This window comes from Pelagibius litoralis, assembly GCF_011683915.1.
GTDB classification, from domain to species: Bacteria; Pseudomonadota; Alphaproteobacteria; order Kiloniellales; family Kiloniellaceae; genus Pelagibius; species Pelagibius litoralis.
The window spans coordinates 117,147-141,319 of sequence record NZ_JAAQPH010000017.1 but is presented as its reverse complement, the minus strand read 5'-3'; the positions used below and the strand labels follow the sequence as shown (position 1 = coordinate 141,319).

21 protein-coding genes are annotated in these 24,173 nt (G+C 60.2%); 13 read left to right on the top strand and 8 right to left on the bottom strand.

Translation table 11 applies throughout. The annotated features are described in order from the left end of the window. The 5 genes from HBA54_RS28765 to HBA54_RS20570 form a co-directional block, all read left to right on the top strand. The coding region (locus HBA54_RS28765) for a hypothetical protein (protein WP_205944793.1) at window positions 1-334 on the top strand (334 nt) is incomplete at its 5' end. 104 nt (window positions 335-438) lie between these two features. After that, window positions 439-753, top strand: coding sequence for an ArsR/SmtB family transcription factor (locus HBA54_RS20585; protein WP_167228162.1), 315 nt, complete (start codon window positions 439-441; stop codon window positions 751-753). Beyond that, a complete protein-coding gene (locus HBA54_RS20580; protein WP_167228160.1) occupies window positions 750-1,109 on the top strand; it encodes an SRPBCC family protein in 360 nt (119 codons plus the stop codon). The genes HBA54_RS20585 and HBA54_RS20580 overlap by 4 nt, the downstream gene beginning before the upstream one ends. A 45-nt stretch (window positions 1,110-1,154) precedes the next feature. Next, window positions 1,155-1,775, top strand: a complete 621-nt coding sequence (locus HBA54_RS20575) for an ATP-dependent Clp protease proteolytic subunit (protein ID WP_167228158.1) — start codon at window positions 1,155-1,157, stop codon at window positions 1,773-1,775. A gap of 547 nt (window positions 1,776-2,322) precedes the next feature. Then, complete coding sequence (locus HBA54_RS20570) at window positions 2,323-3,534, top strand: multidrug effflux MFS transporter (RefSeq protein ID WP_205944792.1); 1,212 nt, start codon at window positions 2,323-2,325, stop codon at window positions 3,532-3,534. A 429-nt stretch (window positions 3,535-3,963) separates the two neighbouring features. Here the strand turns inward: HBA54_RS20570 and HBA54_RS20565 are convergent, their stop codons facing one another. Further along, entirely contained in the window at window positions 3,964-5,241 is a 1,278-nt protein-coding gene (locus HBA54_RS20565) for an ATP-binding protein (RefSeq protein ID WP_167228154.1), read from the bottom strand. Between the two features lie 633 nt (window positions 5,242-5,874). On the opposite strand from HBA54_RS20565, the gene HBA54_RS20560 reads away from it, so the two are divergent. After that, on the top strand, window positions 5,875-6,471 hold the full coding sequence (locus HBA54_RS20560; protein ID WP_167228152.1) for a DUF6088 family protein: 597 nt from the start codon (window positions 5,875-5,877) through the stop codon (window positions 6,469-6,471). Then, the gene (locus HBA54_RS20555; RefSeq protein WP_167228150.1) at window positions 6,461-7,483 is read left to right on the top strand and encodes a nucleotidyl transferase AbiEii/AbiGii toxin family protein; all 1,023 of its coding nucleotides are present in this window, start codon (window positions 6,461-6,463) and stop codon (window positions 7,481-7,483) included. Before HBA54_RS20560 ends, HBA54_RS20555 begins: the two co-directional genes overlap by 11 nt. Before the next feature lie 128 nt (window positions 7,484-7,611). Here HBA54_RS20555 and HBA54_RS20550 read toward each other — a convergent pair whose 3' ends face one another. Further along, on the bottom strand, window positions 7,612-8,004 hold the full coding sequence (locus tag HBA54_RS20550) for a type II toxin-antitoxin system PemK/MazF family toxin (RefSeq protein WP_167228149.1): 393 nt from the start codon (window positions 8,002-8,004) through the stop codon (window positions 7,612-7,614). A 16-nt stretch (window positions 8,005-8,020) separates the two neighbouring features. After that, a complete protein-coding gene (locus tag HBA54_RS20545; protein ID WP_167228148.1) occupies window positions 8,021-8,185 on the bottom strand; it encodes a hypothetical protein in 165 nt (54 codons plus the stop codon). Window positions 8,186-8,540: 355 nt separating this feature from the next. On the opposite strand from HBA54_RS20545, the gene HBA54_RS20540 reads away from it, so the two are divergent. Next, window positions 8,541-9,026: a hypothetical protein gene (locus HBA54_RS20540; protein ID WP_167228146.1), complete on the top strand. Its 486-nt coding sequence runs from the start codon at window positions 8,541-8,543 to the stop codon at window positions 9,024-9,026. A gap of 61 nt (window positions 9,027-9,087) precedes the next feature. Here the strand turns inward: HBA54_RS20540 and HBA54_RS20535 are convergent, their stop codons facing one another. Then, entirely contained in the window at window positions 9,088-9,714 is a 627-nt protein-coding gene (locus HBA54_RS20535) for a hypothetical protein (RefSeq protein ID WP_167228144.1), read from the bottom strand. Between the two features lie 271 nt (window positions 9,715-9,985). Here HBA54_RS20535 and HBA54_RS20530 point away from each other — a divergent pair, with 271 nt between their 5' ends. Further along, entirely contained in the window at window positions 9,986-10,477 is a 492-nt protein-coding gene (locus HBA54_RS20530; protein ID WP_167228142.1) for a RelA/SpoT domain-containing protein, read from the top strand. Then, on the top strand, window positions 10,374-11,243 hold the full coding sequence (locus tag HBA54_RS20525; RefSeq protein ID WP_167228140.1) for a hypothetical protein: 870 nt from the start codon (window positions 10,374-10,376) through the stop codon (window positions 11,241-11,243). Before HBA54_RS20530 ends, HBA54_RS20525 begins: the two co-directional genes overlap by 104 nt. An 86-nt stretch (window positions 11,244-11,329) precedes the next feature. Here HBA54_RS20525 and HBA54_RS20520 read toward each other — a convergent pair whose 3' ends face one another. From HBA54_RS20520 to HBA54_RS20505, 4 genes are read right to left on the bottom strand one after another with little or no spacing between them, the layout of a single operon-like run. Beyond that, on the bottom strand, window positions 11,330-12,505 hold the full coding sequence (locus HBA54_RS20520; RefSeq protein WP_167228138.1) for a Wadjet anti-phage system protein JetD domain-containing protein: 1,176 nt from the start codon (window positions 12,503-12,505) through the stop codon (window positions 11,330-11,332). Window positions 12,506-12,509: 4 nt separating this feature from the next. Beyond that, window positions 12,510-16,004: an SbcC/MukB-like Walker B domain-containing protein gene (locus HBA54_RS20515; RefSeq protein WP_167228136.1), complete on the bottom strand. Its 3,495-nt coding sequence runs from the start codon at window positions 16,002-16,004 to the stop codon at window positions 12,510-12,512. Next, the gene (locus tag HBA54_RS20510; protein WP_167228135.1) at window positions 16,004-16,750 is read right to left on the bottom strand and encodes a DUF4194 domain-containing protein; all 747 of its coding nucleotides are present in this window, start codon (window positions 16,748-16,750) and stop codon (window positions 16,004-16,006) included. The genes HBA54_RS20515 and HBA54_RS20510 overlap by 1 nt, the downstream gene beginning before the upstream one ends. Beyond that, the gene (locus HBA54_RS20505; protein WP_167228133.1) at window positions 16,740-18,302 is read right to left on the bottom strand and encodes a Wadjet anti-phage system protein JetA family protein; all 1,563 of its coding nucleotides are present in this window, start codon (window positions 18,300-18,302) and stop codon (window positions 16,740-16,742) included. Before HBA54_RS20505 ends, HBA54_RS20510 begins: the two co-directional genes overlap by 11 nt. Window positions 18,303-18,903: 601 nt before the next feature. Between HBA54_RS20505 and HBA54_RS20500 the strand changes: the two genes are divergently transcribed. The 3 genes from HBA54_RS20500 to HBA54_RS20490 all read left to right on the top strand — a co-directional run bounded on the left by HBA54_RS20500 (window position 18,904) and on the right by HBA54_RS20490 (window position 24,131). Beyond that, window positions 18,904-20,892: an ATP-dependent nuclease gene (locus HBA54_RS20500; RefSeq protein ID WP_167228131.1), complete on the top strand. Its 1,989-nt coding sequence runs from the start codon at window positions 18,904-18,906 to the stop codon at window positions 20,890-20,892. Further along, a complete protein-coding gene (locus HBA54_RS20495; protein ID WP_167228129.1) occupies window positions 20,889-22,748 on the top strand; it encodes a UvrD-helicase domain-containing protein in 1,860 nt (619 codons plus the stop codon). The genes HBA54_RS20500 and HBA54_RS20495 overlap by 4 nt, the downstream gene beginning before the upstream one ends. A gap of 552 nt (window positions 22,749-23,300) precedes the next feature. After that, complete coding sequence (locus HBA54_RS20490) at window positions 23,301-24,131, top strand: DUF6538 domain-containing protein (RefSeq protein WP_167228127.1); 831 nt, start codon at window positions 23,301-23,303, stop codon at window positions 24,129-24,131. Window positions 24,132-24,173 lie beyond the last annotated feature (42 nt).

The window sequence follows — 24,173 nt, the reverse complement described above, 5'->3', positions numbered from 1 at the left end:
CTTTCCGCTCTCAGCGGCGGGCGTTCAGACGGAAGTTGACCATACACCCTTTAGTCTCGCCGATCCCGATCACATACGACGCAGTCTTGAGACAGCAGGGTTTAGCAAGATCGCTATCGAATCGCACAACCAGAAAGTTTCGTGCGGCGACGTCGATGCAACGATGAAAGTGCTTCTGAAGGTGGGGGCACTTGGGAAAATCATCCGCGAGAATCCGGGTCTGCGAGCGAACGTCGAGCCTCGGTTGCGTAAGGCGTTGGCCGCTATGGACGATCCCTCCGAAGTGTACCTAACGGCTTCTGTCTGGATCGTAACCGCAAGGGCCGAAGGATGAGCCTGCCGGCGACAAACTGACTTTCAAGACGGTAGTGGGTAACGAAGGCCTCGGCCGACATAAAATACTTGCCAATCGCATAAGTATGGACTTATGTTAATTGCATGATTGAGAATGAAATATTCAGGGCTCTTGGCGATCCAACCCGGCGCACGATCTTCGAGAAGTTGGCGGCCGGTGGCATGAACGCCAGTGCTTTGCGCGACGGTATGGAGATCAGTCAGCCGGCCATGTCCCAGCACCTTTCAGTGCTGCGTAACGCAAGACTGGTACGCGAAGAACGGCAGGGACGTTTCGTGAACTACGAGGTCGATCCACAGGGCTTGGCGCTCATCGCCCGATGGCTTGCCAAGTATCGTGCCTACTGGCCCGCGCGGATCGACGCTCTGAAGATTATGCTGAAGGACATGGACCAATGAACGAACTGGATGCCAAAGGGCAGGCGACGGATTTGGTGCTTGAATACGAACTCGATGCGTCGCCTCAAAAGGTTTGGCGGGCGATCAGCGTTCCCGAGTTTCGCGAGAAGTGGTTGCCGAAAGGAGATCTGGTCGATGCAGAGCCGATTTCTTCCGCACCCGGCGAGGAAGTCAGCTACAGAATGAAAGACAACGAGCCACCTTTCCTCGAAAGCAGGGTCACGTTTCAGGTCAGGCCCAACGCCGACGGCACCACCACACTCAGAATCATCCATGGGCTGGCGGACGAACGGCTGGTGCAGCAGCCTCCCAGAGCCGCGAACAACAATCGGCCGCTCCTGATGCGCGCTGCCTGACGTCCCGTTTCACCAGCGGAAATTCCAGAAGACAGGAGTTCGCCTATGCGCGAAGCGATGCAACTCGTCCCTATGGTCGTCGAGCAGTCAAGTCGGGGAGAACGGTCCTTTGACATCTATTCAAGGCTGCTGCGCGAGCGGATCGTCTTCCTCAATGGCGAGGTCAATGACACGGTATCCGCATTGGTTTGCGCACAGTTGCTCTTCCTGGAGGCCGAGGACCCGAAGAAGCCAATTTATCTCTATATCAATTCGCCCGGCGGCGTGATCACCAGCGGCCTCGCCATGTATGACACCATGCGATACGTCAAAGCGCCGGTGCATACGCTCTGCAACGGCACAGCCCGCTCCATGGGGTCATTCCTTTTGATGGCGGGGGAGCCGGGCGAACGGGCGGCGCTGCCCAATGCGAGCCTGCACGTCCATCAGCCGCTGGGTGGGTTCCAGGGGCAGGCATCGGATATTTTTATCCATGCGGAAGAAATGCGGCAGACCAAGCACCGCATCACCAGGCTTTATGCCCAACATTGCGGGCGCACCTATGAGGAGGTCGAACGCACACTCGACCGCGACCACTTCATGACCGCGGAGGAAGCCTTGGAATGGGGACTGATCGACCGCATCCTCCAAGAGCGGGAAGTCAAAGATGAGCGAGAGAAGCCGTAGGACGCATTGCTACCGGCGGGATTGGCGCAAAGCAGACATTGTTCGGAAGGCGGCTGCATCCGAATTTCGGCCGTTCGCGCCGCCAAATCCCAGCGGCTGCCTTGGGTCGACTTGAGCCGCTTGTCGTGGCCCCCGCTCGACCCACCGCCGTCGGCGGCAAGGTTCGGCCACGAACGGCCGGTCGATTGGGCGACCCGAACGGCTCCCTCAGATCCGATACCGGCCGTTCGACCCGATAGGACTGAGTTCTTCCGCTATACCCTCGAATCCGGAGGCGGGCAGCTGCTCCGGCGCACGGTGAAAGATGGCCCAATTCGGCCTATCCTAAGCACGCGCCGTCGTTGACACTGAGGAAGTCCGTGCCTACCGTGTTGATCGAACGTTTGGGACCTTACTGATATGAAATTCGCTGTCGTCATCGTGGGAGAAAGGCGCTTGGACCGGTAACGGAACCCAAACCGAAACCCCATGCGCCCCCAACAAGAACGGGGGCGTTTTTTTTGCCCAGTTGTCGGCTGGTTTGTCGCCGATGGGCGGAAAGGGCCACATGGACCAGGATACTTACAAACCGCCGAGATTTGTTACGCTCATATTGCTGAGTGGACTATCGGTCATATCCTTGAACATGTTCCTTCCGTCGCTTTCCAACATCGCGGCGGATTTTGATGCTCGTTACGCCCTGGTGAACCTTTCCATCGCCGGTTACGCGGCCATGACCGCCGTCTTGCAGCTGCTCATGGGGCCTCTGTCCGACCGCTTCGGGCGGCGTCCGGTCATCTTGTCAGGCCTGGTGATTTTTTGTCTGGCATCTGTCGGTTGCTTGCTTGCGACTGACATTGTCAGCTTTTTGGTGTTTCGGATGATGCAGGCCGCGATTATATCGGGCTACACGGTCTCGGTTGCGGTCATCAGAGACTTTTCGGGTGTACGAAGAGCCGCCAGCCTGATGGGTTACATCGCCATGGCTTATGCGGTCGCGCCCATGCTCGGGCCGATGTTCGGCGGCGCCTTGGATGGTCTCTTCGGCTGGCGCGCAGGTTTTTGGGCCTTTTTGTGTTTCGGTCTAACAGTGCTTGGCCTTTGCTGGTTTGATCTCCGCGAAACCAACAAAAACCCGTCAAGGACCCTCCTGCAACAGTTCCAAAGCTATCCGGAGCTGTTCAGCTCTCGTCGGTTCTGGGGCTATGCGCTATGCATGGCTTTCTCCACTGGCGGGTTCTACGCCTTTTTGGGCGGCGCACCCTTGGTCGCCTCCGTCCTCTTTGACATCTCACCCGCGAAACTCGGCGTTTACATGGGTAGCATCACTGGAGGCTTTGTATTTGGCAGCTTTCTCGCCGGTCGATTTGCGGCTCGCCATGCTCTCACAACCATGATGATCTCCGGGCGAATTGTTGCCTGTTTAGGGTTGCTTTTGGGCCTAGTTATTCTGTTGGCGGGGGTTTTTCATGAGGTCACCCTGTTTGGTGCCTGCGTCTTCTACGGCATTGGAAATGGCATAACTATGCCAAGCAGCATTTCCGGTGCCATGTCTGTAAGACCAAGTTTAGCGGGAAGCGCGTCAGGCCTGTCTGGGGCACTCACGGTCGCGGGCGGCGCTCTAATGTCCGGGATCACTGGTGCAATTCTCACCGAACATAATGCGGCCTACGGGCTGCTTGGCATGATGCTGTTGTCCGCGACCTTGGGGCTTACAGCTTCCCTTTACGTGCTATGGGTGGACAGGCGGGAAGCAGAAAGACCGTTTCATCAGTCGTAGAACTTTTCGGAAGTGGCTACTTTCATCCGTCACCTGCAAGCCTAATGGACGACCGGTTGAACCCCCATAACCGACGTTCGCGCGCACGATTGCGACCGGCTCCTTAGGGTCGATTTGAGCCGCTTGTCGTGGCCCCGCTGGTCCCGCTCGACCCATCGCCGTCGGCGGCAAGGTTCGACCAGGAACGGTCGTTCGCTTACAGTCTCTTGTGTTGCAGTTCGCGACTCACTCCAGTCATCTTTCGTCATACGCTTTGAGTCCGCCCACCTGCCCCATGACCAGACAGGACATAGCCGGGTGTTAAGGCGGGGCTTCATTGTGCAGATCACAGAGGTGGTGGTGAAGGGATAGCAGCTTTGCCGAATGGTAGGGGTACCCCCGGCGTGATGGCATGGTGTGGCCTTCCCCAATAGGGGCTATGCATTCCATCTAGAATTTGATTTCCGCCCAAAGGCTGCTTATGGGCAGGGCGAAAATTCGATCACCAAAGGATAGCTTTTCTTCTCCCAAATAGAATATAAGACCCGTGAACTGTCGTGTTCGGCCAGGACCATCTTTAGTGAACCATCGCAAATGACGGGGGGAGTCAGAGTTCACCGTGGCAGCGGCTTTGACCTCCACCCCGATGAGATTTTTTCCGCTCTCTACAAGAACGTCGATTTCACGCTTGTCGGGGCTTCGCCAGTGATAGAAGCGGGCTGCGTTCTGTTGCATAGGAGCCGAGCGGACGAGTTCGTTGACGACATAGCTTTCGAGGACCGGACCGATGGCGCCGGGGACGCCGTCAATGTCGAACAGGCGTTCATTGATATGACGCAAGGCGCAGACAGTTCCACTGTCTACGAAATGGTATTTGGGATTCTTGATTTCTCGCTTGCCTTCACCGGATGTCCATGCCCCGAGCTTGAGGATCACCGATAGCCTCAGCAACACATCCAAGTATTGCTCAACTGTTTCTCGTCGGATCTGAAGTCCATTCGATACCTCGGCGATGTTCAGCTCTTGAGCTGTTCGCGCCGCCATCTGGTCGATCAGACGTCGCAAGGCATCAGTCTTGCGTATTTTGACGATGTCGGCGACATCTCGATCGACAAGACTGTCGACATTGTCACGGTACTGTCGTTGACGGTTCCGAAGGTCGAGTGTTCTGATCTCGGGGAAGCCGCCCCGAAGAATCAAATCAATGACCTCGGCTCGCGAGATGCGAGGCACTTTGATTTGAGCAAGTTGAGGCGTATCCTGTGTTGCCCAATCAATCAATTGACAGTAGGGCGCACGATGAATTTCAGCAGCCGACAGCGGCCAAAGCTTAAGTGAGAGCATTCTTCCGGCAAGGGAGTCTGCTACGTTCGTCGTTCGGAAAACATTGGAAGAGCCAGTCAGAACAAATTGCCCCTTGCGCCGGTCTTGGTCGACGATGCGCTTGATCGCAAGAGACAGATCCTTTGATCGCTGGGCTTCGTCAATAATCAGCGGGGCGTCACCTAACTCTTCACGGAGGGCCAAAATCAGGCCAAAAGCGTCTTCATCAATGGCAGCGCGCGTGCCTTCATTGTCGAGAGTTATGAATCGGCCGCTGTCGAGCAGATCCCGAACAAGTGTGGTTTTGCCGACCTGACGCGGCCCAACGAGATTGACGATCCGTGTGTAACTAAGAGCCTCTCGCAGTTCGCTCATGAGGTGCCGGGGGAGAATGTCGTCGGTCATCTGGAGACCCTTGGTATTGGTTGATAGTTAGACTTGCCTTCACGAATCTGCGGACAGCCCACACACCAAATTACTACTACAAGATCCACCAAATTGCTATTAGGAGCTTCGTCAAAATACTATTAGATCGACCACCAAACATCGGTCTGGCCTTGTTGGCGCGCCACACATGATAGGATCAAATTCTGATCGCCATCCCCCCTTCCCTAAGCCCTAAATTCGAATGCAGTGTGGCAGCGTTCCGTTCGTGGCTCAGGGACCGGGCGCGGCTCCGACGGCTCCTTCTGAAGAATGAAAGAACAGGTGACGGTAATCCTGGCCCTCTCGAATTCGGACGATCTGAGAAGGCTCGCTTACCCTTGCGAGATCAGGCACCTCAGGACAGAGGGTGATAGCGCAGAGGCTTGAGATCCAAGAATTGCTCCGGCCTTTGCTGGGAGGCGAAGCTGATCTTACGAGTTCTCGCTTCGTTCAAAAGGAAAACCCGCAGCACGAGAAGGACAGACAGGGATTTCACTGTTAATATATTGTTAATATTGGATGTTTTACGAATTCCTGATGCTAGCGGAGTCGATTTGCTGCTTGATTTTTGTCAGAAACAAGACTATTTTTTCTGACAAAGGAGCTAGAGCCATGGGCGTGAGTGAAAAAATTCTGGCCTACGTCAAGACCTTACCGGAAGGTACGGCTGTCACCGCCAAGGAGTTGCTGCAGTTCGGCAGCAGGGCTGCGGTCGATCAAGCGTTGACGCGGCTGGGACGGAGCGGTGCGCTGATCCGCGTATTCAGAGGGATTTATGTCGCCCCTGTGGAGAGCAGGTACGGAACCAGACCGCCTTCGCCGCACGCTGTAGCTAAGTCGCTGGCCCACGTTTGGGGCGAGCCCGTGGAGCCCCACGGCGCCGCCGCGGCGAACCGGCTTGGTTTAACGTCTCAGGTCCCCGTTCGCCCTGTCTACGTTACGTCCGGCCGGGCCCGGAAACTCCGGCTCGGGGGCCAGCGGCTCGACATCCAGCATGTGCCGAAATGGCAGATGCAGATGGCTAACCGGCCCGCTGGCCAGGCGATCCGCGCCCTTGCCTGGCTCGGAGAAAGTCATGCGTCGACGGCCCTGTTCGAACTGAAGAGCAAGTTGCCGGCCGAAGAATGGCAGGCGCTTATGTCTGCGCGCGCCGCCCTTCCTTCCTGGATGGCCAAGGCCGTCAGTGAGGTAATGGTCGGTGCCAACTGAGCAGTATCTCGAGCTCGCGGCGGTCGACCAAAAGGAAGTCCTGGCGACCGCCGCGCAAGCTTCCGGGCGCGATGAAAATACTCTCGAGAAGGATGTCTGGGTTGTCTGGGCACTATCCGTTCTGTTCGAGAATGAGATAGGCCAGCATCTCTCCTTCAAAGGCGGGACGTCTCTCTCAAAGGCCTATCGCGCAATCGATCGATTTTCCGAGGATATCGATCTCACCTACGACATCCGGTCGATCATCCCTGAGATGGCCGGCCATGGCGACGGACTTCCTCCCAGTCGCAGCCAGAGTCAAAAGTGGACCGAAAAGGTCAGAGAACGCTTGCCGCAGTGGATTGCCGATACGGTCAGCCCCCTTCTTCAGGCATCGATAAAGGAGCAGGGATTGACCGCCACCTTAAAACAAGAAACAAAGGAGCGGTTGTTCATTGACTACCGACCGGGTCTCTTTGACGAAGGTGGATATGTCAGGTCCGAGATCATGTTGGAGTTTGGTGCCAGATCGACTGGCGAGCCCACAGAAGTTCACGAAGTGGCATGCGACGCAGCCGCTTATGTTCCCGAAGTGGCCTTTCCGGTAGCCAGGCCGCGCGTCATGAAGGTTGAGCGCACGTTCTGGGAGAAAGCCACCGCCGCACATGTCTATTGCGCCCAAGAGCAGCTAAAGGGCGAACGGTTTGCACGTCATTGGCATGACCTTGCGGCACTTGCTCAGACCGAATTCCTGAACTCCGCACTCCAAGACAAAGAGGTGGCGGCTACAGTCGCGAATCACAAGGCCATGTTCTTCAGAGAGAAGGCCTTGGATGGAACGGTTGTGGACTACAAGGCTGCGGTTACCGGCTCCCTGCGTCTCGTACCCAATGGCGATGCGCGACTTGCGCTGGAAAAGGACTATGCCGCAATGACAACGGCAGGAATGTTCTATTCAGAGCCCAGGCCATTTTCGGAGATTCTCGCGGTATGCTCGGAAATTGAAGCGCGCGCAAACGCCAACTCGACGTAATCCAGATCCTTCCCTTGATCAGAGCATTGCCTTTTTTCTGTAGCCCTGCCAGCTCCCATGTTATTTAAGGACACCTGATTATTGGCGGTAGCGCCGCCAGAGAAGATCTGGCGGAAAGAACCGACGCTTCAGGCCGACAAATGAAGGGCCGTGGCTCTCTTGGGTTCCCCAACTTTAGTAAACGGCTTCACTTCATCGCGCATGCCCTGAATCGGCCTGAGATCCGGGCCCGGCCAGACGAAGCGGTTGGTCTCGCTGATCACCACCCAGGAACGGTCGTCGTCCAACCCAAGCCGCCTTTTCGTGGCCAGAGGGATCTCCACGGCGACACCGGGGGCTTTCGGTGGGGTATGGGTGACCGGGGCAACGGTCACAACGGTTTCCCCCTCGGCCGCTTCCACAGCCAGAACGATCGCGCAGGGACGATCCTTTGTGCCTTCCTCCAGACCCGCCTGCGCTTCTTCATACCACAGGTAAGCGTAGCGAATGACTAAGCCCGGTTCCGGTTTGGGGAACCTCACCGCCCGATCAATCCAGCTATAGGTCCAGGTCTTCGTGGCCTGACGGAACCTTTGCCCGGCCGATCGTTTCGATATCGGCTTCTCTCATCTCTTCAGTGCGCTGCACGATCCGCGCGCGCCGCCGCAGCCGCCGACACTCTTCAGCCGATAACAGCACCGTATGCGCGCGGTTTCGTTTCATGACAATCACCGGTTCGATCTGAGCCTGATCCTGATACTGACCGACACTGCGAGATCTCTGCGATTTTGCGGGGACCGGCCCTGGTCCGCCAATCGCCGTCGTCGGCCCCAGGACTCGCCTTGCGGGTGCTTTGCCCGGGCACCGGCAAGCATCCCTGCAGGCATCTTTCAGAGTATCTTAGATATGCCGTTGTCGCCGCTCTCCGGCTCCTATGCAAATTTGTTTAGAACCTCGAGCCTTTCTGCGGGAACCTCTGGCATGCTTCCGGAAAGCTGGAAACAACGGCCGGATCCGGATTCCAGACCCATTTATACGACAAGAGGACGTTAACCCTTCATCGCTTAGGATTTGGCCCATGATGCCCAAAACACTGTTCACCGCGGCCTTCGTGGCCCTGATTGCCGGCAGCCTCAGCGCCTGCGCGCAGACGACGCCGGCCAGCTACAAACCCCACCTTTCTGTGCTGGCCAAGGAACTGCCCCCTTCCGAGGCGCCGATCGACATGTTCGCGCTCCAGGGCACTTGGAAAGGAACAGCAACGCTGTTGCGCGACGTGAATCCGCCGGGCACAAAGCCAGATTGTTCGCAAACACTGCGAGTCACTTGGATTGTCAATGGCAGTGAGCTTGTAGGGGAATCATTCAACCGTAAAAACATAAAGATTGGATACGACGGTAATATCGATTCCAAGGGAAGACTCGCGGCCGTTGCCGTAACGCCTAATGGAGCAAAGGAGTCCGTCATCGGTTGGTTTATGAATGGCCGTGCGATCGCGTTTGTGCGAGGTGGCAATTCCAAAGACTATTGTGACTTCCGTTTTGACCTAACAAAAGCGGAATAACTTCATGCGGTGAGGTAGCAAGATGGCCAGCCATTGAGCCGACCCTTTGCTACTTGGCATTTCACCAGCCGCCGTCGCTCGCACCGCCGGTACTGTCACCGCTGGAGCTGCCTCCGCGTTCGTTACCGCCGCCCTGGTTGTTGCTGCCGGCATTATGATCCGGCCCTTCATTGCCACCTGAGCTCGCCGGTGCCTCGCACTGGCCGCTCTGGGCAATCACACCGACATTGTTGTTGGAATTGCAACGATAGACCACCCGCCGGTCATGGCCGGCATTGATGGTGGTGGTGTCACCGGTGACCATGAAGTTCATGTTCACGTTCTCTCCGCAGACCGAGACCGTTACCGGCTGGCAGCAGACCAGCACATAGGCCCCACCGCCGCCGTTGCTGCCATAGAAGGAAGACCACTCGGCGCTATCCTTCAGCGGCACGTAGAGTGCCTGCTCACCGGAATCATTGCGGATATAGCGGCATTGGCCGTGGGCCGAGATGAAGTTGGCCGAGGTCAGCCGCAGCGAGTCGCCCTGGGCATCGAAACCGCGGACGTTGCCGCTGCCGTTTTGCTGGGTGGTTGAGCTGGAGACGCTGGCTGCCTCGGCCTTGGACGCATCCAAAGCCAGCCCGCCGCCGGCAAGAGCAAGGGAGAAGGGAAGAGCGAAAGCGGCGGCGAGCAATTGGGTACGCATGTCATAGATCCAAAATCAGTGAGAATACCGTCTGATCCTTGAATCTGGTTCCAGGGCGAGCCCCTTGCCACAAAGCGCAAGGCGAAAAACCTCCTTCACCTGGCGAAGGCTTCTTTGGTTTCACGCTCACAGCGCTTTTCGCATTATTAGAGACGCTTCTCTTTCGACACTGAAGCTCGAATTGCCTTCACTCCATGACATTGACTTGCGGCCTATCAGCCATCAGCATCCGCTGAAGCTCAGTCTTTGCAGCCGCGAACGGGAAGAATGCATGAATTTCGAAGAGTATCAGCTTGCTGGACGCAGCCGGTTTTCAGCCTTAGTAGAGGCGATCCAGTATATCCTCAAGGCTGCGGTCGAAGCCCAGGGAATGGAGCCGCACGCGATCACTGGCCGGGCGAAGAATCCGAAATCACTAGCCAGGAAGCTCGTCAACCGCGAGATCGATCCTGCGAGCGAGATCGACGAGCAGATCAAAGACCTTGCCGGAGTCCGCATCGTCTTTTTGACCAATAGTCAAATTTATGCATTCAACCAGGCCGGCATTCTCCGCGACAATTTCGACATTCTCGCCGTTAATGCCCATCACGCCGTGCCGGGACTGCTTCAAACTGCTAGGCCAGACCAAGCCGACGACAGCGCGCGCCTTTCTAGAGGTCATGAACGACGTGCTTTCGCCACTGCTCACGTCGCTCCTGTTCGGCATCGACGAGGCCGGAGATCGGGAGTCCGTTCGTCGCTACGCCTTCCAGTGGATAGATGAGGATCGGTTCCTCGGGTTGCTTGGCGATTATCTGCGCAGGCAGGAGCCGTTCGATATCGACATGCTAGAGAGTTTGGCTGCACATTCTATCGAACTCATAGACGAGAAGGGTGTCTTCGCCTGCGTGAGTGCCGCCGCATTCCAGTACGACAAGGCGGCTAACCTGCAATTGATCGACAAGGTGTTCATGCCGGCAATCAGCTATTTGACAGATAACCAGAAATACAACTGGATCGACTACACTTTGGGAGTATCCAATGGGGTGCTGGTGACTGCGCTTACCGAAACCCAGGCGCAGCGCCTGCTCTATTCCTTCGTCGGTGTATCTGAGGTCGGCTATCAGGAAGACACGCTGCTCGCGGTTGTCGCGGAGCGCTTTCCGGGGCTCGCCCTAGACTTCTTCGAGGCTCGCATTCAGCGCGAACTCGATGGCAGCGGTCTGCACTTTGATCCGATCCCGTTCAGTCTGCATACACTACGGGGACCGCTGTCCGCGCACCCCCAGCTAGTAATCGCCACAGCGCGGCGCTGGTTCGAGCGCGAGCGCACGAATCATGAGTATCGAGGTGGTCGGCTCCTCTGCAATGTCTTCCCGGCTTTGGCGGAGATCGCTGTGCTCCTTGCGCGCAGACGCGCCTTGATGAGGGCCTGCTCTGCCGCCGGCCAGTCGCCGTCAGCGATAAACTGCAACAGGTGGTCATGGCTTTCCTTCAACAACAAGAAGGGTGCCGAGACCGCGAGCTCCGGGTTGCCGACCAGGAAGTAGAGCGCGGTCTCCGGAAGACGCCTTGTAACGCCAACCGGGTGCTGGGACTGCTGCGGCTCATGCGGGACAAGGCTGCGAGGTGGGAATCATCCCAATGGGACCTTTGGCATCTCCGGGTCGACCTCCTCCTGCTCCATCGTCTTGGATCGCTCATCGGAAAGGTAGTCGACGAGCGTGGAGATCATGGAACCTTCGGCCGATCCTCGTTTGAGCCTCCCAGGCCTTGGATTGGGCATTCCCCCGGCCTCGGCCAGCTCCTGGGACATCAAGTGCGGCCGTAGCGACCTTCGAACCGCACTCTCGATCGTCCGGAAGATCCAGGTGCCGTCCGCGTCGATGTCCGACCAGTGGAAGAACGGGACGCATTCCGGGAGCGTCTCGGAGAGGAGGCCGAGCGCGCGCTGCGCATCGAACGAGGGGTAGCTCCCGGCGTAGACAACGAGCCCCTGCCTCTTCGGGTCCGTCTCGGTCACGTGCCTGCTGTAGCTGGCGAAGTTCTCGATGGTGAGGACGTAGGCAGGCTCGCGCGTGAGGGCGATGCGCCGGAACTCCCGGGGCGGGATGCCGAGATAGGGCAGGTCGTCGCGGATCGTGGTGCCGTCCAAGGCGATGGGGCCGCTGAGCAGGATGGGCTGGCTGAACCGCTCCAGGCCGAGGGCCGCAAGGGCCGCCCGCGGCTTTGCCTCGGGAGGCACTTCGACGACGTTGCTGACCAGGCGCAGGACGGCCGTCTCGACGCGTTCCAGGGCCTTGCTGTTCCTCGTGACGCGCCTTGAGTACGTCCGGTAGTCCTGGCCCACGTGGACCCCTTCTACGATGCCCTGGGCCAGCTTGAGAGCGTTGCGCATGGCCGTCTCGTCCTCGTATCCTAGGTGGCACCACGTCCTCTTGCGGGACCATGCCTCTGCGGCCGAAACCGCGCTTTCCAGCAACGCCGGATCGAGGTCCAGTCCATCCAGGATACGGTCGAGCGCGCCATCGGCGAGGGCCTTGGAGGGCAAGCGGCCCAGGTAGGCGTAGAGCGCCTGCGGATTGGCCAAGCGAACCATCCTGATTTCGTCCCGCTTCCGCCCCTTCCCGTACGAGAGCGTGACCGTGCCGGTCGCCTCAGCGCCACGGACCTCGCGGTCGAAAGCATCCATGGTCGAGACGGAGGGGAAGCCGGCCCTGTCGGGATATCCGTAGGGTCTTTCCGCACCCCTCTCGTAGCGGTCCAGCAGGTCGTGGAGAAGGACCCTGGCGTCGGTGAACTTCCTGGCCATGCAACTAGTCCGCCGCCGCCTCGACCATCCTCGCCGCTATCTCCTCCCGGCTCAACCGCTGCGGGTTCATGGCGACCACCGCCTCCCTGGCCCGTCGCTTGTGGTAGGCCACGCTCGCCTGGGCATGGTCGTCCTCGATGCGGTCGATATCCACCATCGTCTCCATGTAGCCTACCAGGTCGGCCTTGTTCATCATGGGCGCGGCAATGAAGACCTGCAGCCCGAGGTCCTCGTAGAAGGTCATGAGCGCTCGCTTGTTGTTCTCGTCCATCGTCGAGAAGGCCTCGTCGAAGAGCGCGATCGAGATACCGTTCCTCTCTTCGTACTTCCTGCCTGCCGAGTCGTAGACGCTGGCGAGAGAGGCGCCGATGGCCACGTAGAGCGGCGCCTGCTGCTCGGCGCCGGACCCGGTACCGCGCCTGTCCTCCCATTTCGTCCTGCGGCCGGTGTCCTTGTCCTCCATGTAGAGCTCGAAGGTGTAGTAGTTCCGGTAGTCCTCGAACCGCTCGAAGTCGACCTCGTCGTCCTGGAGAATGCGCTCCACCTCCTTGATCTCCTCAAGGTACGGGGAGTCCGGGGCGACGTCCGACTTGAACAAGGCGTCCAGCGCCTCGTCGGAGTGCTGGGCGATCTCGACCACCCTCAGGACGGCATCGAAGCTGGCGTCCTTCGCACTCTTGAACGAGTAGTACTCGTTGTGAAGGGGGTGCTCCTTCAGGCTATCGTTCAGGTCGCTCAGCTCGCGGCCCATCTTCTCCATGCGGCTGCTGAGCTCGTTGACGAACTCTCCCCGGAACAGTCTCGTGGCCTTGTCGGCCGCGGCCTGTGCCTCGTTCTCGTATCGCCGCAGGGCATTGCCCTCGATGTTCTCGATCGTGGCCTCCACCCAGGGCCTGACCTCGTCGAAGATCCTGGCTTCCGCCCCGGGCGTGCTTTCGCCGAAATCCGTGGCATAGTCCTTCAGGGCGAGACGTACGTTCGTCTCGGCCTCGCCCCTGCCCCTTTCGGCCGTCTTACGGTCCGCCTCGGCCTGGCTCGCGACCCTGCCATGGGCCTCTGCCTGGACGTGTAGCCGATCCGTCACGGACACATCTTCCGGTGCGGCGCGGCGGCGCAGGAACCGCTCCTGGTAGAGTGGAACCGCCTTGTGCAAGTCCTGCTGGCGCCGCTGGGCCGCATACAGCCTGCGGGCCAGCCTGACGCTGTGGTTCGAGCCGATGACCTGTTCGCCCTGATCGAGATGGCTCCTGGCGGCGAAGATGTGGTGGTCGTGCTTCGTGACGGACTGGTTCACCGCTGCGAGCTTGTCGTCCTTCGCCTTCTTGTCCGCTTCCAGGGAAGCCTTCAGCTCGCTCAGACCTGCGTCCCCCTCTGCGTCGATGGCGTCGATGACGTCCCGGAGCCTTTGCCGCTCCAGGTCCAGTCCGGACAGTTGCCGGATAGCCGCCGACAGGGTCCTTCCTGACTCACCGTCCTCTCCCTGTCCGGCAAGGTTTCGAACTGTCTTGATGCAGGCCGAGAGAAAGCCTTCGAGCTTCCGGAGGTCCTCCGCCTCCTCGGCCTTCTCGGCCAGGGAGCGCCGCTTCCAAGCGACCGTGTCCTGCTGGGCCTTGCGGCCGATCTTGCGGTCGTTGGGGTCGAGTGCCCTGTGGCGACGGATGAGACCGTCGTCGTAGAAGCCATCCGTCATGATCGCACGGCCTGGCAGGTTGAATTCATGCTCGGTGTAGGCGAGACGGACGTTCTTATGGCGTCTCATGAGGAAGGCCATGGCGTCCGGGTCGTCGGTGTCGAACAGCGTGGGAAACGTCCCGGGTTCTGGTGCGCCGTCGAGGAATGGCTCGATCTTGTTGAGGCTGACGAGTGAGGCGCGCCGGAAGTCGCGGCGGCCCTTCTTGAAGATGGCCGTTGCCTCCAGGATGTCCTTGCGGTCGACAAGAATCGCCTCGCGGTCCCGTCCAAGCAGGCCCTCTGCCGCGACGGTCCATTCCGGATCGTTGACCTCGATGAGATCGCACAGCGGCCGGGGACGCATGCCTGCCGCGCGCAGCCGATCGATGAGTGCCGTGGTGTCGCGTTCCAGGTAGGCTGCCTGTCCATGTCCGCCGTCGCGTTCCAGGGACTCGCGGAGGCCGGCGACTTCCTCGCGCAGGAGCCCGGCCCTGGCGGAGACGTCCTCCCGAAGGACGGCGAGCCGTTCGGCAAGTCCGTCGGCCTCGGCAATGAATTCCTCCTCCCGTGCCGCCAGCTCCTCGGCTGACGGGAGCGCGTCGGAGGCGGCCAGACCGAGGAACTCGCCGACCCTGTCCGAGCAGGTCACACCATGCTCGGACAGGGTCGGGAAGAGGCTCCGCAGGACCGCCGCTCCTTGACGGAGCCTGCGGACTGTCCTCAGGGCCACCTCGGCGTCCTTGCTCACGCTCCCGAGCTCCAGCTCGGCGTTCCGCCGCCCCGACCGTTCCTGCTGGACGATCAGGTCGTGGCGAACCTGATCGATCTCTTCCTGAAGGGCGTCGATCCCTGCCTGCAGGCCCTCCGCCTCGGCCTGTTTCCTGACCTTGGCTTCCTCTGCCTCGGCGATCGTCCGGCGATGCGCCCGGTTTTCGGCCAGAGCCGAGAGGTACCTGCCGCGGACGGAGACCCAGCTCTCAAGCGCCTCCTTGTCCAGGTTCTCCACGTAGGAGTCCACGCATCCCTTCAGAGCGTAGAGAGTGTCCAGCTTCCGGCGAAGGCCCTTGATAGTTTTGTCGATGTCGCGGTAGGTGCGAATTGATTCCCGGAGGCCGCCGATCTCGATGTTGTTCTCCTCCAGGATGAACTGCCGCACAAAGCCCGTCGCGGAGTACCCCTGGTCCAGGGTCGCCGAATTGACGATAGCCTTCAGGAGAGAGCGTGCGTGCTTCTCGTCCGCCGGAGTGCCCGGCAGGATGTGTCTCATGTATTCGCGCACGTAGTTCATCGCGCTGTCGTGGTGGTCATGAAACCTTCCCCGGCCCACCTTCGCCTCGATCCCGGCCCTGGCGTCGCCCCACTGGGAGGGGATGAAGCCCTCTTCGTGAGGCTCCACGAAGTCCTCTGACGCAAGGAGGGCACCGACGGCGACGAAGCGCCCGAGAATCTGTTCCGGCGGATCGTTCTCCCGCGCCTCCAGAGCAAGCCCTATGGTGACGGGAGGCGTGTCCGGGTCCGGGGACTCGAAGCCGAGCGCCAGGTACGTGACGGACTCCTTGCGCTTCCGGTGGTGCTCGCCGAGCGTGCCGAGGCAGTAGGCATGCACGGAGCGCTTGGACTTGCCGCCGCGCACCTTCTTGCCGTCCCCGGCGACGGCATTCAGGCGCATGAAGGAGCGGCTCGCCCCGGTCATGACGGCTTGGATCATGTCCAGAACGGTGGACTTGCCCGACGTATTCTCACCAAGGATACCCGCGTTGCCCCGCACCTCGATGTCCTCAACGTCGAATATGTGCCAGTTGACCATCGTGATGCGGCGCAGTTCCATCAGGAATCCTCCCCGGCGTCCGACTCGCCCGCGTCCTGCGAGCCGGCTTCAGGCCGAGACGCGGGCTCTTCCCCATCGCTTGCGTCCGCCCCGGAGCCGACTGTCACTGCTTTGCTCCCGGCACGGCGCGCGGCAATGGCTTCCTCGTCCCGGGCATAGCGCTCCAGCCTCTCCAGGGCGTCCTTGCCCGCCACGAGCCTGATCATGGGACGAATGACCACTTCGCGGTCGGATTGTTCCGGATCCCGGTCGCTGACCCAGACGAGGTTGCGCTGGGCCAGGGACTTGAGGGTCTCCTCGAACTTGATGGGCGTGAGGGCCGTGTTGCCACCGCGGTTGATGGAATCCTTGTAGTGCTCGAACAGGGTGCTGAAGCGGGTGACAACTGTCCCGCGGTCTCCGATGTTCCCCTGGTCTAGCGCTCCCTGCCAGAAAGCAGCGACGATGAGGGCGACGATGGTCTCGTCGAGCCTCATTCGCGGCGCGGATGAGAAGTCCTCGTCATCAAGGACGATTCCCACCCACTGTTCCTCCGGGCTGTGCGGGACACGGTATCCGAGGCAGTCGAAGTACTCTTCGATGATCTTGCGAAACCTGCCGTCCGTGAGGATGTCGTAGATGACCGCGACACCGCGGTCTCCGGACCAGACGAACTGGTTGCGGACGAGGTAACGGCAGGCCTTGCGGAGCGCGATGCCCTTGTCCGCGCCGTACTCCGCCTCGATGCGCTCGAATTCAGCCAGCATGCTTGCCTTCTTTCAGGTCTTCGCCTGCTCCCAACGCGCTGTGTTCCGAGTCCCCGACGTGCCGCACCAGGAAATTGCCGCACTCGATCCAGTCGCAGTCGTGCCGCTCGCCGTCTCCAGCAGGCCACAGGACGAACTCGCGAGCGATGGACGCCGGCGCCCTCTTCCGATTGGCAATCCTCCGGAGTGCGTCGAAGGCGAGGAAGTCGTCGACTGTCTCCAGTCGCATGTAGCGGGACTCCACCGTCACGTCCGGCGGGACCATCCTGGAGAGGAACCGTAGCAGCCGCTCAGGGGGCGGATTGATGCGTTCCCGGTATTCCTCCATCAAGCGCTTGCGGTGTACGTAGATCGGATCGTGCTTCCGAGGTTTTATGACCTGCGGCGTCACAGGCACCCGCGGCTGACGCGGCCGTGCGAGCTGACTTTCTGACCATGGCGTCCTGACATGCTCGATCACCGTTCTGACGGACTCCTTGGCATAGCGTTCCGGGTCGGCTTCGAGGAGAGCGTCCAGCCGAGCCGCGACGCTCATCGTTCTGGATGCCAGGTTCCTGTCGCCCTGCTGGGCATAGTGGACGGTGTTGCGTAGGCGCGCTTCCAGGCTGCGCCTGAATTGGCCGATGCGACCGAACATGGCTTCCACCGTGTCGAAGGCCGCTTCGATGGCTACGAGGTCGCTGCGGACGGCATCCAGGGCTGCTTCGTAGGTCGGTGCCAGGCCAGCCTGCAGGTACCCGGACGCGATGATGGGAAGCAATGTCTCGCTGTTCCCGATACGCCGGGCGGCGGAGACGATCCAGTCGCGGTGCCGGAACGGATGGTTCGTGGTGTAGATGGACTCGAAATCCTTGAGCATCAGCTCGCTGATGAAGCGCTCGAAGTAGGTGTCGAAGCGTTCCTCCAGTGATCCTGCCTCCATGACGGCCTTCCGGATGCGCTTCAGGTCCGACAGGATGGCACGCAAGGTCTTGATGAAATTCTCGGCATTCTGTCTGGCGCTATTCAGGCCGTGGGCCGCATCCGCCTCCCCCTTGCCGGAGTCCAGATCCGCGCATCGCTCAACCTGCTCCAGGCTCGTCTTGATAGTGACCACCACGCCGCCAAAGCGGTGAACAGGCTTGGCCTGGAGATTCGCGAGGCACTGCATGACCAGGAGCGCACCCATCGGCATGTCGACGCTGACCTGGAGCCCGTACTCCTCTTCCTCCAGCCAGCCAGCCTGCACGAGGCGCTGATAGGCCTCGTAGGCCATGCGATTCACCCGCTCGGCGTAGGCCCCGCGGGCAGCCCCAGAAATCTTGAGGCGCCGCCGTCCGGAGGGTACCAGGGCGGGCAGGCCTTCGCCGATGTCGGCGTCGTCCGGCAACAGGTCTGGTCGCCCGGCAATCAGGTCGTAGACGGCACGGACCACATCCCTGGGAGAGACGTAGGAGACGCCGGAGGAGAAGAAGCGATCATAGACCTTCAGCAGGCTAGCCTCGTAGAGGTGCCTGTGCTTCCGTGAGAAGATCAGGAACGCGTCGTCGTCGAGATGGCGAAAGAGCGGCATCGGCAGGATCGGTGGTGGTCAGTCATATGGTTAACGCCGGGCCTGTGACGCTCCGACACCCATTCAAATGGCAGAAACGAATCATACCATGCATTGAATAGCCTTGCCACATCTGACGTCGGAGTTGCTCCTGCCCGCCCCCAGCAACCCGGCGACTTGTCCTTTCCGATGCCGTTCAGGAAGCCGCCTCCGCAAACAGGCGCAAACTGGCCGACTTCGACAACGCTCTCACTTCCACCTGCCGGCAGGGGCGGAGATGTCGGTACATGATTGGGCTCTATGGGCCTGCGGCCGGTGGGCGATTGACTGCGCAGTTCCGCGCGCCAGCCCACGGTGGACGCTACGGCGGCGACGAGGACCATGGGCACCGCAAAACTGCACCTACTCCAGTGACCATGGTCCTGGATCCCTTCGCATGCACCGCACCGTTGATGATGCAGAGTTGATAGATGGATTGACCGGGATGTAAAACCATGGGTAGTGTTTCGTATTTCGCGCGGTAGGCATCCAACTTAACAGTCACTGAATATAGTGCCAGGACAGATGATTACTGAGGCGCACCGCGACATTTCTTCTAAATCGTAAATACTGACGGTTGCCGATGAAGATTGACAAGGTATCCCTTAAGGGATTTCGCTGCTTCGGCCCGCGAGGAACGAAAGTCAAACTCCAAGGCGAAGTCACCGCGTTCGTTGGCACCAACGGCTCAGGCAAGACCGCCGTCTTTCTGGGGCTATCCCGGCTGTTTGGCGTCACGCCCACGCAGCGCGCGGTGCGGCGGCAGGACTTCCATGTCCCCGCTGACCATCAGGAGCTTCAATCGGGAGCCACGCTGTCGATCGAGGTCGTGTTCTCGTTTCCCGAGTTGGAGGGGCTCGACGAGGACGAGGCGGAGGACGCGGTCCCGGAATTCTTCCTGCAAATGGCAGCTTCCGCGCCGGACGCTCCGCTGAAGGCAAGGATGAGGCTTCAGGCGACGTGGACAGACGACGGCACGCCGGACGGCAGCATCGACGAGTATCTTCGGTGGATCACCACGCTCGATGACGAATTCGAGTGGGATGAATGCAAACGTGTGCAGGCTGTAGAGCGCGGCTCCATCCAGCTCATCTATGTCCCGGCTGCCCGAGACGCTGCGACGCAGGTGACTGCTTTGCTCAAAGGCCGGCTGTGGCAGGCCGCAAAATGGTCAGACAAATTCCGCGACAGCAGTGCGGCAAGCGCCCAAGGGATTCAGCGGCAGTTCGAGCGCGAGGAGCCCGCGGAATTTATCATAGAGCGGCTCACCAAGCGCTGGCGGCAGGTCCATGAAGCAGATACCGACACAACGCCGGTCCTGCGCCTGGTCGAGGGTCGGTTCGAGGAGCTGGTCCGCAAGGCGGAGTTCGCGTTTTCTCCCGACGAGGCCGGGCAGGAGCGCGCGCTGGCGGATCTCAGCGACGGGCAGCGTTCGCTCTTTCATATCGCTCTTACCGCGACGACTCTGGAAGTCGAAAAGGACGTGTTCACGCAGGCTGCCGACGAAAGCGCGTTCGATCAGGACAAGCTTCGGCGGACCAGCCTCACCTTCCTTGCGATCGAAGAGCCGGAGAACAGCCTTTCGCCGTTCTTTCTCTCGCGCACCGTCGCGCAGGCACGGGAAATCGGCACGCTCGCATCCGCGCAGGTAGCCCTGTCAAGCCACTCGCCGGCGATCCTCAGCCGCATAGAGCCGGAGGAGGTGCGCTACTTCCGCCTGAACCGCGCGCGGCGGCGCGCCTATGTCCGGCGGATTACGATGCCGGAAGGCGATGACGAGGCAAGCCAGTATGTACGGCTCGCCATCAGGGCCTATCCGGAGCTTTACTTCGCCCGCTTCGTCATTCTTGGCGAAGGGGATTCCGAGCGCCTTGTGATCCCGCGCGTCGCCGACGCGATGGGTGTTCAGCTCGACCCGTCATTCGTGCCCATCGTGCCGCTCGGCGGGCGATATGTCAGCCACTTCTGGCGGCTTCTCAATGATCTTCGCATCCCCCATGCGACCTTGCTGGACCTCGATCTTGGCCGCGCGCACGGCGGCGCAACCCTTATCGCCGATATCGTCGAAAAGCTGAAGGAGATCGACAACGACCTGAGCGAGAATTCGTTCATCGAGGCCGACACCATCGATCCCAATGAGGTGGATGATGTGGCGGACAGCGATTTGCTGGACGAGGGAGGGGACCACGACTGGCTGCGAGCCCTCAGGGAAGAGGGAGTATTCCTTTCGTTTCCGCTGGATATCGATTTCGCCATGATCGGCGCCTTTCCGGAATCCTATCAGCATCCGAATCCCGGAGGCCGCGGGCCGCGCGGCGACGCCGATACGATCCGGGACAAGAAGGCTGTCACGCTTAAGACCGGCGGCGATCCCAACCTCTATGACTACAGTTATGACGATGAGTTCAAGTGGTATCCGTACCTCTTTCTGAGCAGAAGCAAGCCCGAGACCCATATCGCCGCGCTTGCGCGGATCGAGCAGGACGAACTTGCCGAGGGCACGCCTGCTGAGCTCAAGGCGCTCATCGAGCATGTGAAGGAAGCGCTCGACCTTGAGGACGGCGCTGAATGAGCCGGGGGCGTCCCGAAGACTGGAGGCCGCAAGGCCTTGAGGACCTCGAGCCGCGCGCATGGCAAGCGCTGCGGCAGATTGAGCGGAGCGTGCTGGTCACGGCAGGCGCGGGCGCAGGAAAGACAGAATTCCTTGCGCAGAAGGCGACCTATCTTCTCCAAACCGGTCTTTGCCCCGCGCCCAAACGCATACTTGCGATCAGCTTCAAGCGCGATGCGGCACGCAATCTGGCGGAGCGGGTAGCTAAGCGCTGCCCGCCCGAGCAGGCGCGGCGCTTCAACTCCTATACCTTTGACGCATTCGCGAAGAGCCTTGTGGACCGGTTTCGTGCGGCGGTTCCCGACGCATATCGTCCCCCTGCGGACTATCGGATCGTGATGCCACGCCGGCAGGACTACCTCGATTTTCTGGATGCGCAGGAACTCCACGGTGTTAACGCCGACCAGCTTGAACGGGCGATAGCCAGAGCGCAATTGCCGGTGGCCGATGAGGGCTCGGAGCTACAGCGCGCGGTCGCCGCGTACTGGCGCGCGCAGTACAACGATCAGGACGATGTGCTGCTCTCGTTTGCAATGATCAACCGTCTTGTCGAATTGCTGATCCGGGAGAACCCTTCAATTCTGAAGGCGCTGCATCTCACCTATCCCGTCGTATTTCTCGACGAGTTTCAGGACACCACCTTCGCGCAGTTCCAGCTCCTGCGCACTGCGTTTGACGGCAGCGAAGCCGCCTTCACGGCGGTTGGCGACGACAAGCAGCGGATCATGGTCTGGGCCGGAGCCATGCCGGATGCCTTTGCGCAGTTCGAGCAGCACTTCGCCGCGCAGCGCATATCCATAATCTGCAACTGGCGCTCGCATGAGGACCTCGTGCGCATTCAGCACGTCATCGCGAGCAGGATCGATCCCAACGTCGAGGAGCCGGAAGCGCGGGCCGACCGGCTGGTGGACGGCGACGTTGCCGCCATCTGGGAATTCGAGACGGAGGACGAGGAAAGCGATTGCCTCGCGCAGTGGATTAAGCGCGAGGTCCAGGCGGGCAACGTCGAGCCCCACGACGTGGCCATCCTTGTGCGCATGCGCGCAGATGAAGTCGAAGGCCAGCTCTCCGCTGCCTTTGAGGAGCGAGGGCTCAGGCTCCGGAATGTCGCGCGCAACGTCGGCGAGATCGCGATTCAGGACCTGCTTGGCGAGGACCTGACCCAAATCCTTCTGCGGCTGGTGCGCCTTGGCTCGACCACCCGGAGTCCCGAGAACTGGAACGCTGCGCTGCTGGACTTGCAGTTTCTCGAAGCAGTTGATCCCGTCGATGAAGCGGGACAGCAGCTCCTGCAAAGACGGCTCCAGGAATTTGTGCGTAAGATGCGGCGCACCCTGAGAGGTCTTGATCCCATTCCTGATTCCGCAGCAGAGGCCGCGCAAGCTGCGCTCGATTTCGTCCGCATGGAAGTCCTGCGTCAGGCCTTTCCCTCTTATCAGAGGCAGCCCGATTTCGATCGCGTCTGGAACGGATTCACTCTGCTCCTTCAGGAATCCCTCCAGCACACGAAAAATTGGTCAGGCGCTCTCGACGAGTTCGAGGGTCTCGGTCAGATCGCCCTCATGACGATCCACAAGAGCAAGGGCCTTGAGTTCCACACGATCATTTTCTACGGGCTCGACAACCAGACGTGGTGGAGCCTTACGCCCAATCGCCTCGAAGAGCTGAATTCATTTTTTGTGGCCTTCACACGCGCAAAGCAAAGGGCCTTCTTCACTCTGTGCGCTGAGCGCGGCCAGCCTGTTGCGTGGATTGAGAACCTTCTTGCCCCGTCCGGTGTCCACCGCACGGGTTCGGCAGATATTCTCCCTGATTAGGGCGCATTCGACCGGACAAGCGCGAATCAAAGAACTGGTTCGCGAGAGGATCCGCTTATGAGGTGCCAGGTTGGTGCAGCAAGGGCGACTTCGGCTCACGAGCCGAAGTCGCCAATGGCCAGAGATCATGTCAACTCTCCCACCCCCCGCAGAATTCACCTGTGCCCAGGCACAGGAGGACGACCGTGGCAGGGTTCTGGTCGGCGATCTACGCCGGCTCGCCGGGGACGAACCGTGTACAAGCGGCCGGCACGTTCCGCACCAGCTATGGCACATTCGCCGAAAGATCGCATTTGCGGCAAAGGCCCTGGACTGTGTCACATTGCTGTGCCACATTGCCTTCTGGCACTTGCCGGAACGGCTGAGAAATCAAGTGGTTATGGTTAGCCCTGGTTCGAATCCAGGTCCCCCAGCCATTCCCCCAGGGAAATCCCGCAAAATCAGTTTCTTACAGGGTGCGGAGACGCTCTGTATCACAGAGGTGTGTCACAAACACCGCCTCTGAGGTGCCTCCAAGCGGTACGGCGCGCCCACCGAAGGGACGCCCTTGCCATGCCGACTCCGAACCAGCACTTGCTGCGCCGCGGCGCGATCTACCATTTCCGCCGCCGCCTGCCCTCGCCGATTAAGGGAATTCTAAGCCGCAGCCATTTTGACGGCTCCTTGCAGACCGCAGATCCCGCGCGGGCCCGCCGGCTCGCCCGAAAGATTTCCGTCGCCATTGATCAAATCGCTGAGGCGCTGCAAGAAATGCCAACCGAACGACAACCCACGCCGGGGCAGCTCAATCTCGTTCTGAAAGAGCTCTTCGACCACATTCTCCGAGAGGGCGACCGCCAGCGCGAGCTGCTCGGCGACGGCTTCACCCAGCTTCCCAACGGAAACCGCCAAGAGATCCTGGACGGCACCGCGGATCCTGACACGATGGAGACCTACCGGCGCTATCGGGCCCGAGGAATCTTTGTTGAAGGTTTACTTGAGGAGTTGGCCGAAGAGTGGTCTGACTTCGCCACCGGCAACGTCCTCGACCACATCAATCCTCTTCTTGAAGCAGCGCTCAAGGCCTGTGGCCTCGAAGTCGATCTTAAGGCCGCCTCGTCGCAGCCGCCGCGCCAGGATGCGGTTAGCGTCGCCGCCGAGGCCTATCGGATTGAACTCGACCGCTGGGACGGCATTCGCGGCCAGGGCCAGCGAGCCCCGGACTGGATAGACGACAAGTACCCTTTGGCTCCCGCTGTGCTCCAAACTTGGAGCGGCCGCTTCAATACCGAGGAAGTGAATTTTCTCGCATGCACCGTTGAAGAGGTGGCCAAAGAATACATCGACCGGAATCTTCAGCACACCCACAGACCCCATTCGAGCCTCGAAGGGCTCACCATCTAGCTTACGCAGATCATCTCTCGGGTGAAGATCTCGTGCCCTATG

Coding starts and splice junctions, on each gene's coding strand:
- HBA54_RS20585 (WP_167228162.1), top strand. CDS start 439: ATGATTGAGAATGAAATATTCAGGGCTCTTGGCGATCCAACCCGGCGC.
- HBA54_RS20580 (WP_167228160.1), top strand. CDS start 750: ATGAACGAACTGGATGCCAAAGGGCAGGCGACGGATTTGGTGCTTGAA.
- HBA54_RS20575 (WP_167228158.1), top strand. CDS start 1,155: ATGCGCGAAGCGATGCAACTCGTCCCTATGGTCGTCGAGCAGTCAAGT.
- HBA54_RS20570 (WP_205944792.1), top strand. CDS start 2,323: ATGGACCAGGATACTTACAAACCGCCGAGATTTGTTACGCTCATATTG.
- HBA54_RS20565 (WP_167228154.1), bottom strand. CDS start 5,241: ATGACCGACGACATTCTCCCCCGGCACCTCATGAGCGAACTGCGAGAG.
- HBA54_RS20560 (WP_167228152.1), top strand. CDS start 5,875: ATGGGCGTGAGTGAAAAAATTCTGGCCTACGTCAAGACCTTACCGGAA.
- HBA54_RS20545 (WP_167228148.1), bottom strand. CDS start 8,185: ATGAAACGAAACCGCGCGCATACGGTGCTGTTATCGGCTGAAGAGTGT.
- HBA54_RS20540 (WP_167228146.1), top strand. CDS start 8,541: ATGATGCCCAAAACACTGTTCACCGCGGCCTTCGTGGCCCTGATTGCC.
- HBA54_RS20535 (WP_167228144.1), bottom strand. CDS start 9,714: ATGCGTACCCAATTGCTCGCCGCCGCTTTCGCTCTTCCCTTCTCCCTT.
- HBA54_RS20530 (WP_167228142.1), top strand. CDS start 9,986: ATGAATTTCGAAGAGTATCAGCTTGCTGGACGCAGCCGGTTTTCAGCC.
- HBA54_RS20525 (WP_167228140.1), top strand. CDS start 10,374: ATGAACGACGTGCTTTCGCCACTGCTCACGTCGCTCCTGTTCGGCATC.
- HBA54_RS20520 (WP_167228138.1), bottom strand. CDS start 12,505: ATGGCCAGGAAGTTCACCGACGCCAGGGTCCTTCTCCACGACCTGCTG.
- HBA54_RS20515 (WP_167228136.1), bottom strand. CDS start 16,004: ATGGAACTGCGCCGCATCACGATGGTCAACTGGCACATATTCGACGTT.
- HBA54_RS20510 (WP_167228135.1), bottom strand. CDS start 16,750: ATGCTGGCTGAATTCGAGCGCATCGAGGCGGAGTACGGCGCGGACAAG.
- HBA54_RS20505 (WP_167228133.1), bottom strand. CDS start 18,302: ATGCCGCTCTTTCGCCATCTCGACGACGACGCGTTCCTGATCTTCTCA.
- HBA54_RS20500 (WP_167228131.1), top strand. CDS start 18,904: ATGAAGATTGACAAGGTATCCCTTAAGGGATTTCGCTGCTTCGGCCCG.
- HBA54_RS20495 (WP_167228129.1), top strand. CDS start 20,889: ATGAGCCGGGGGCGTCCCGAAGACTGGAGGCCGCAAGGCCTTGAGGAC.
- HBA54_RS20490 (WP_167228127.1), top strand. CDS start 23,301: ATGCCGACTCCGAACCAGCACTTGCTGCGCCGCGGCGCGATCTACCAT.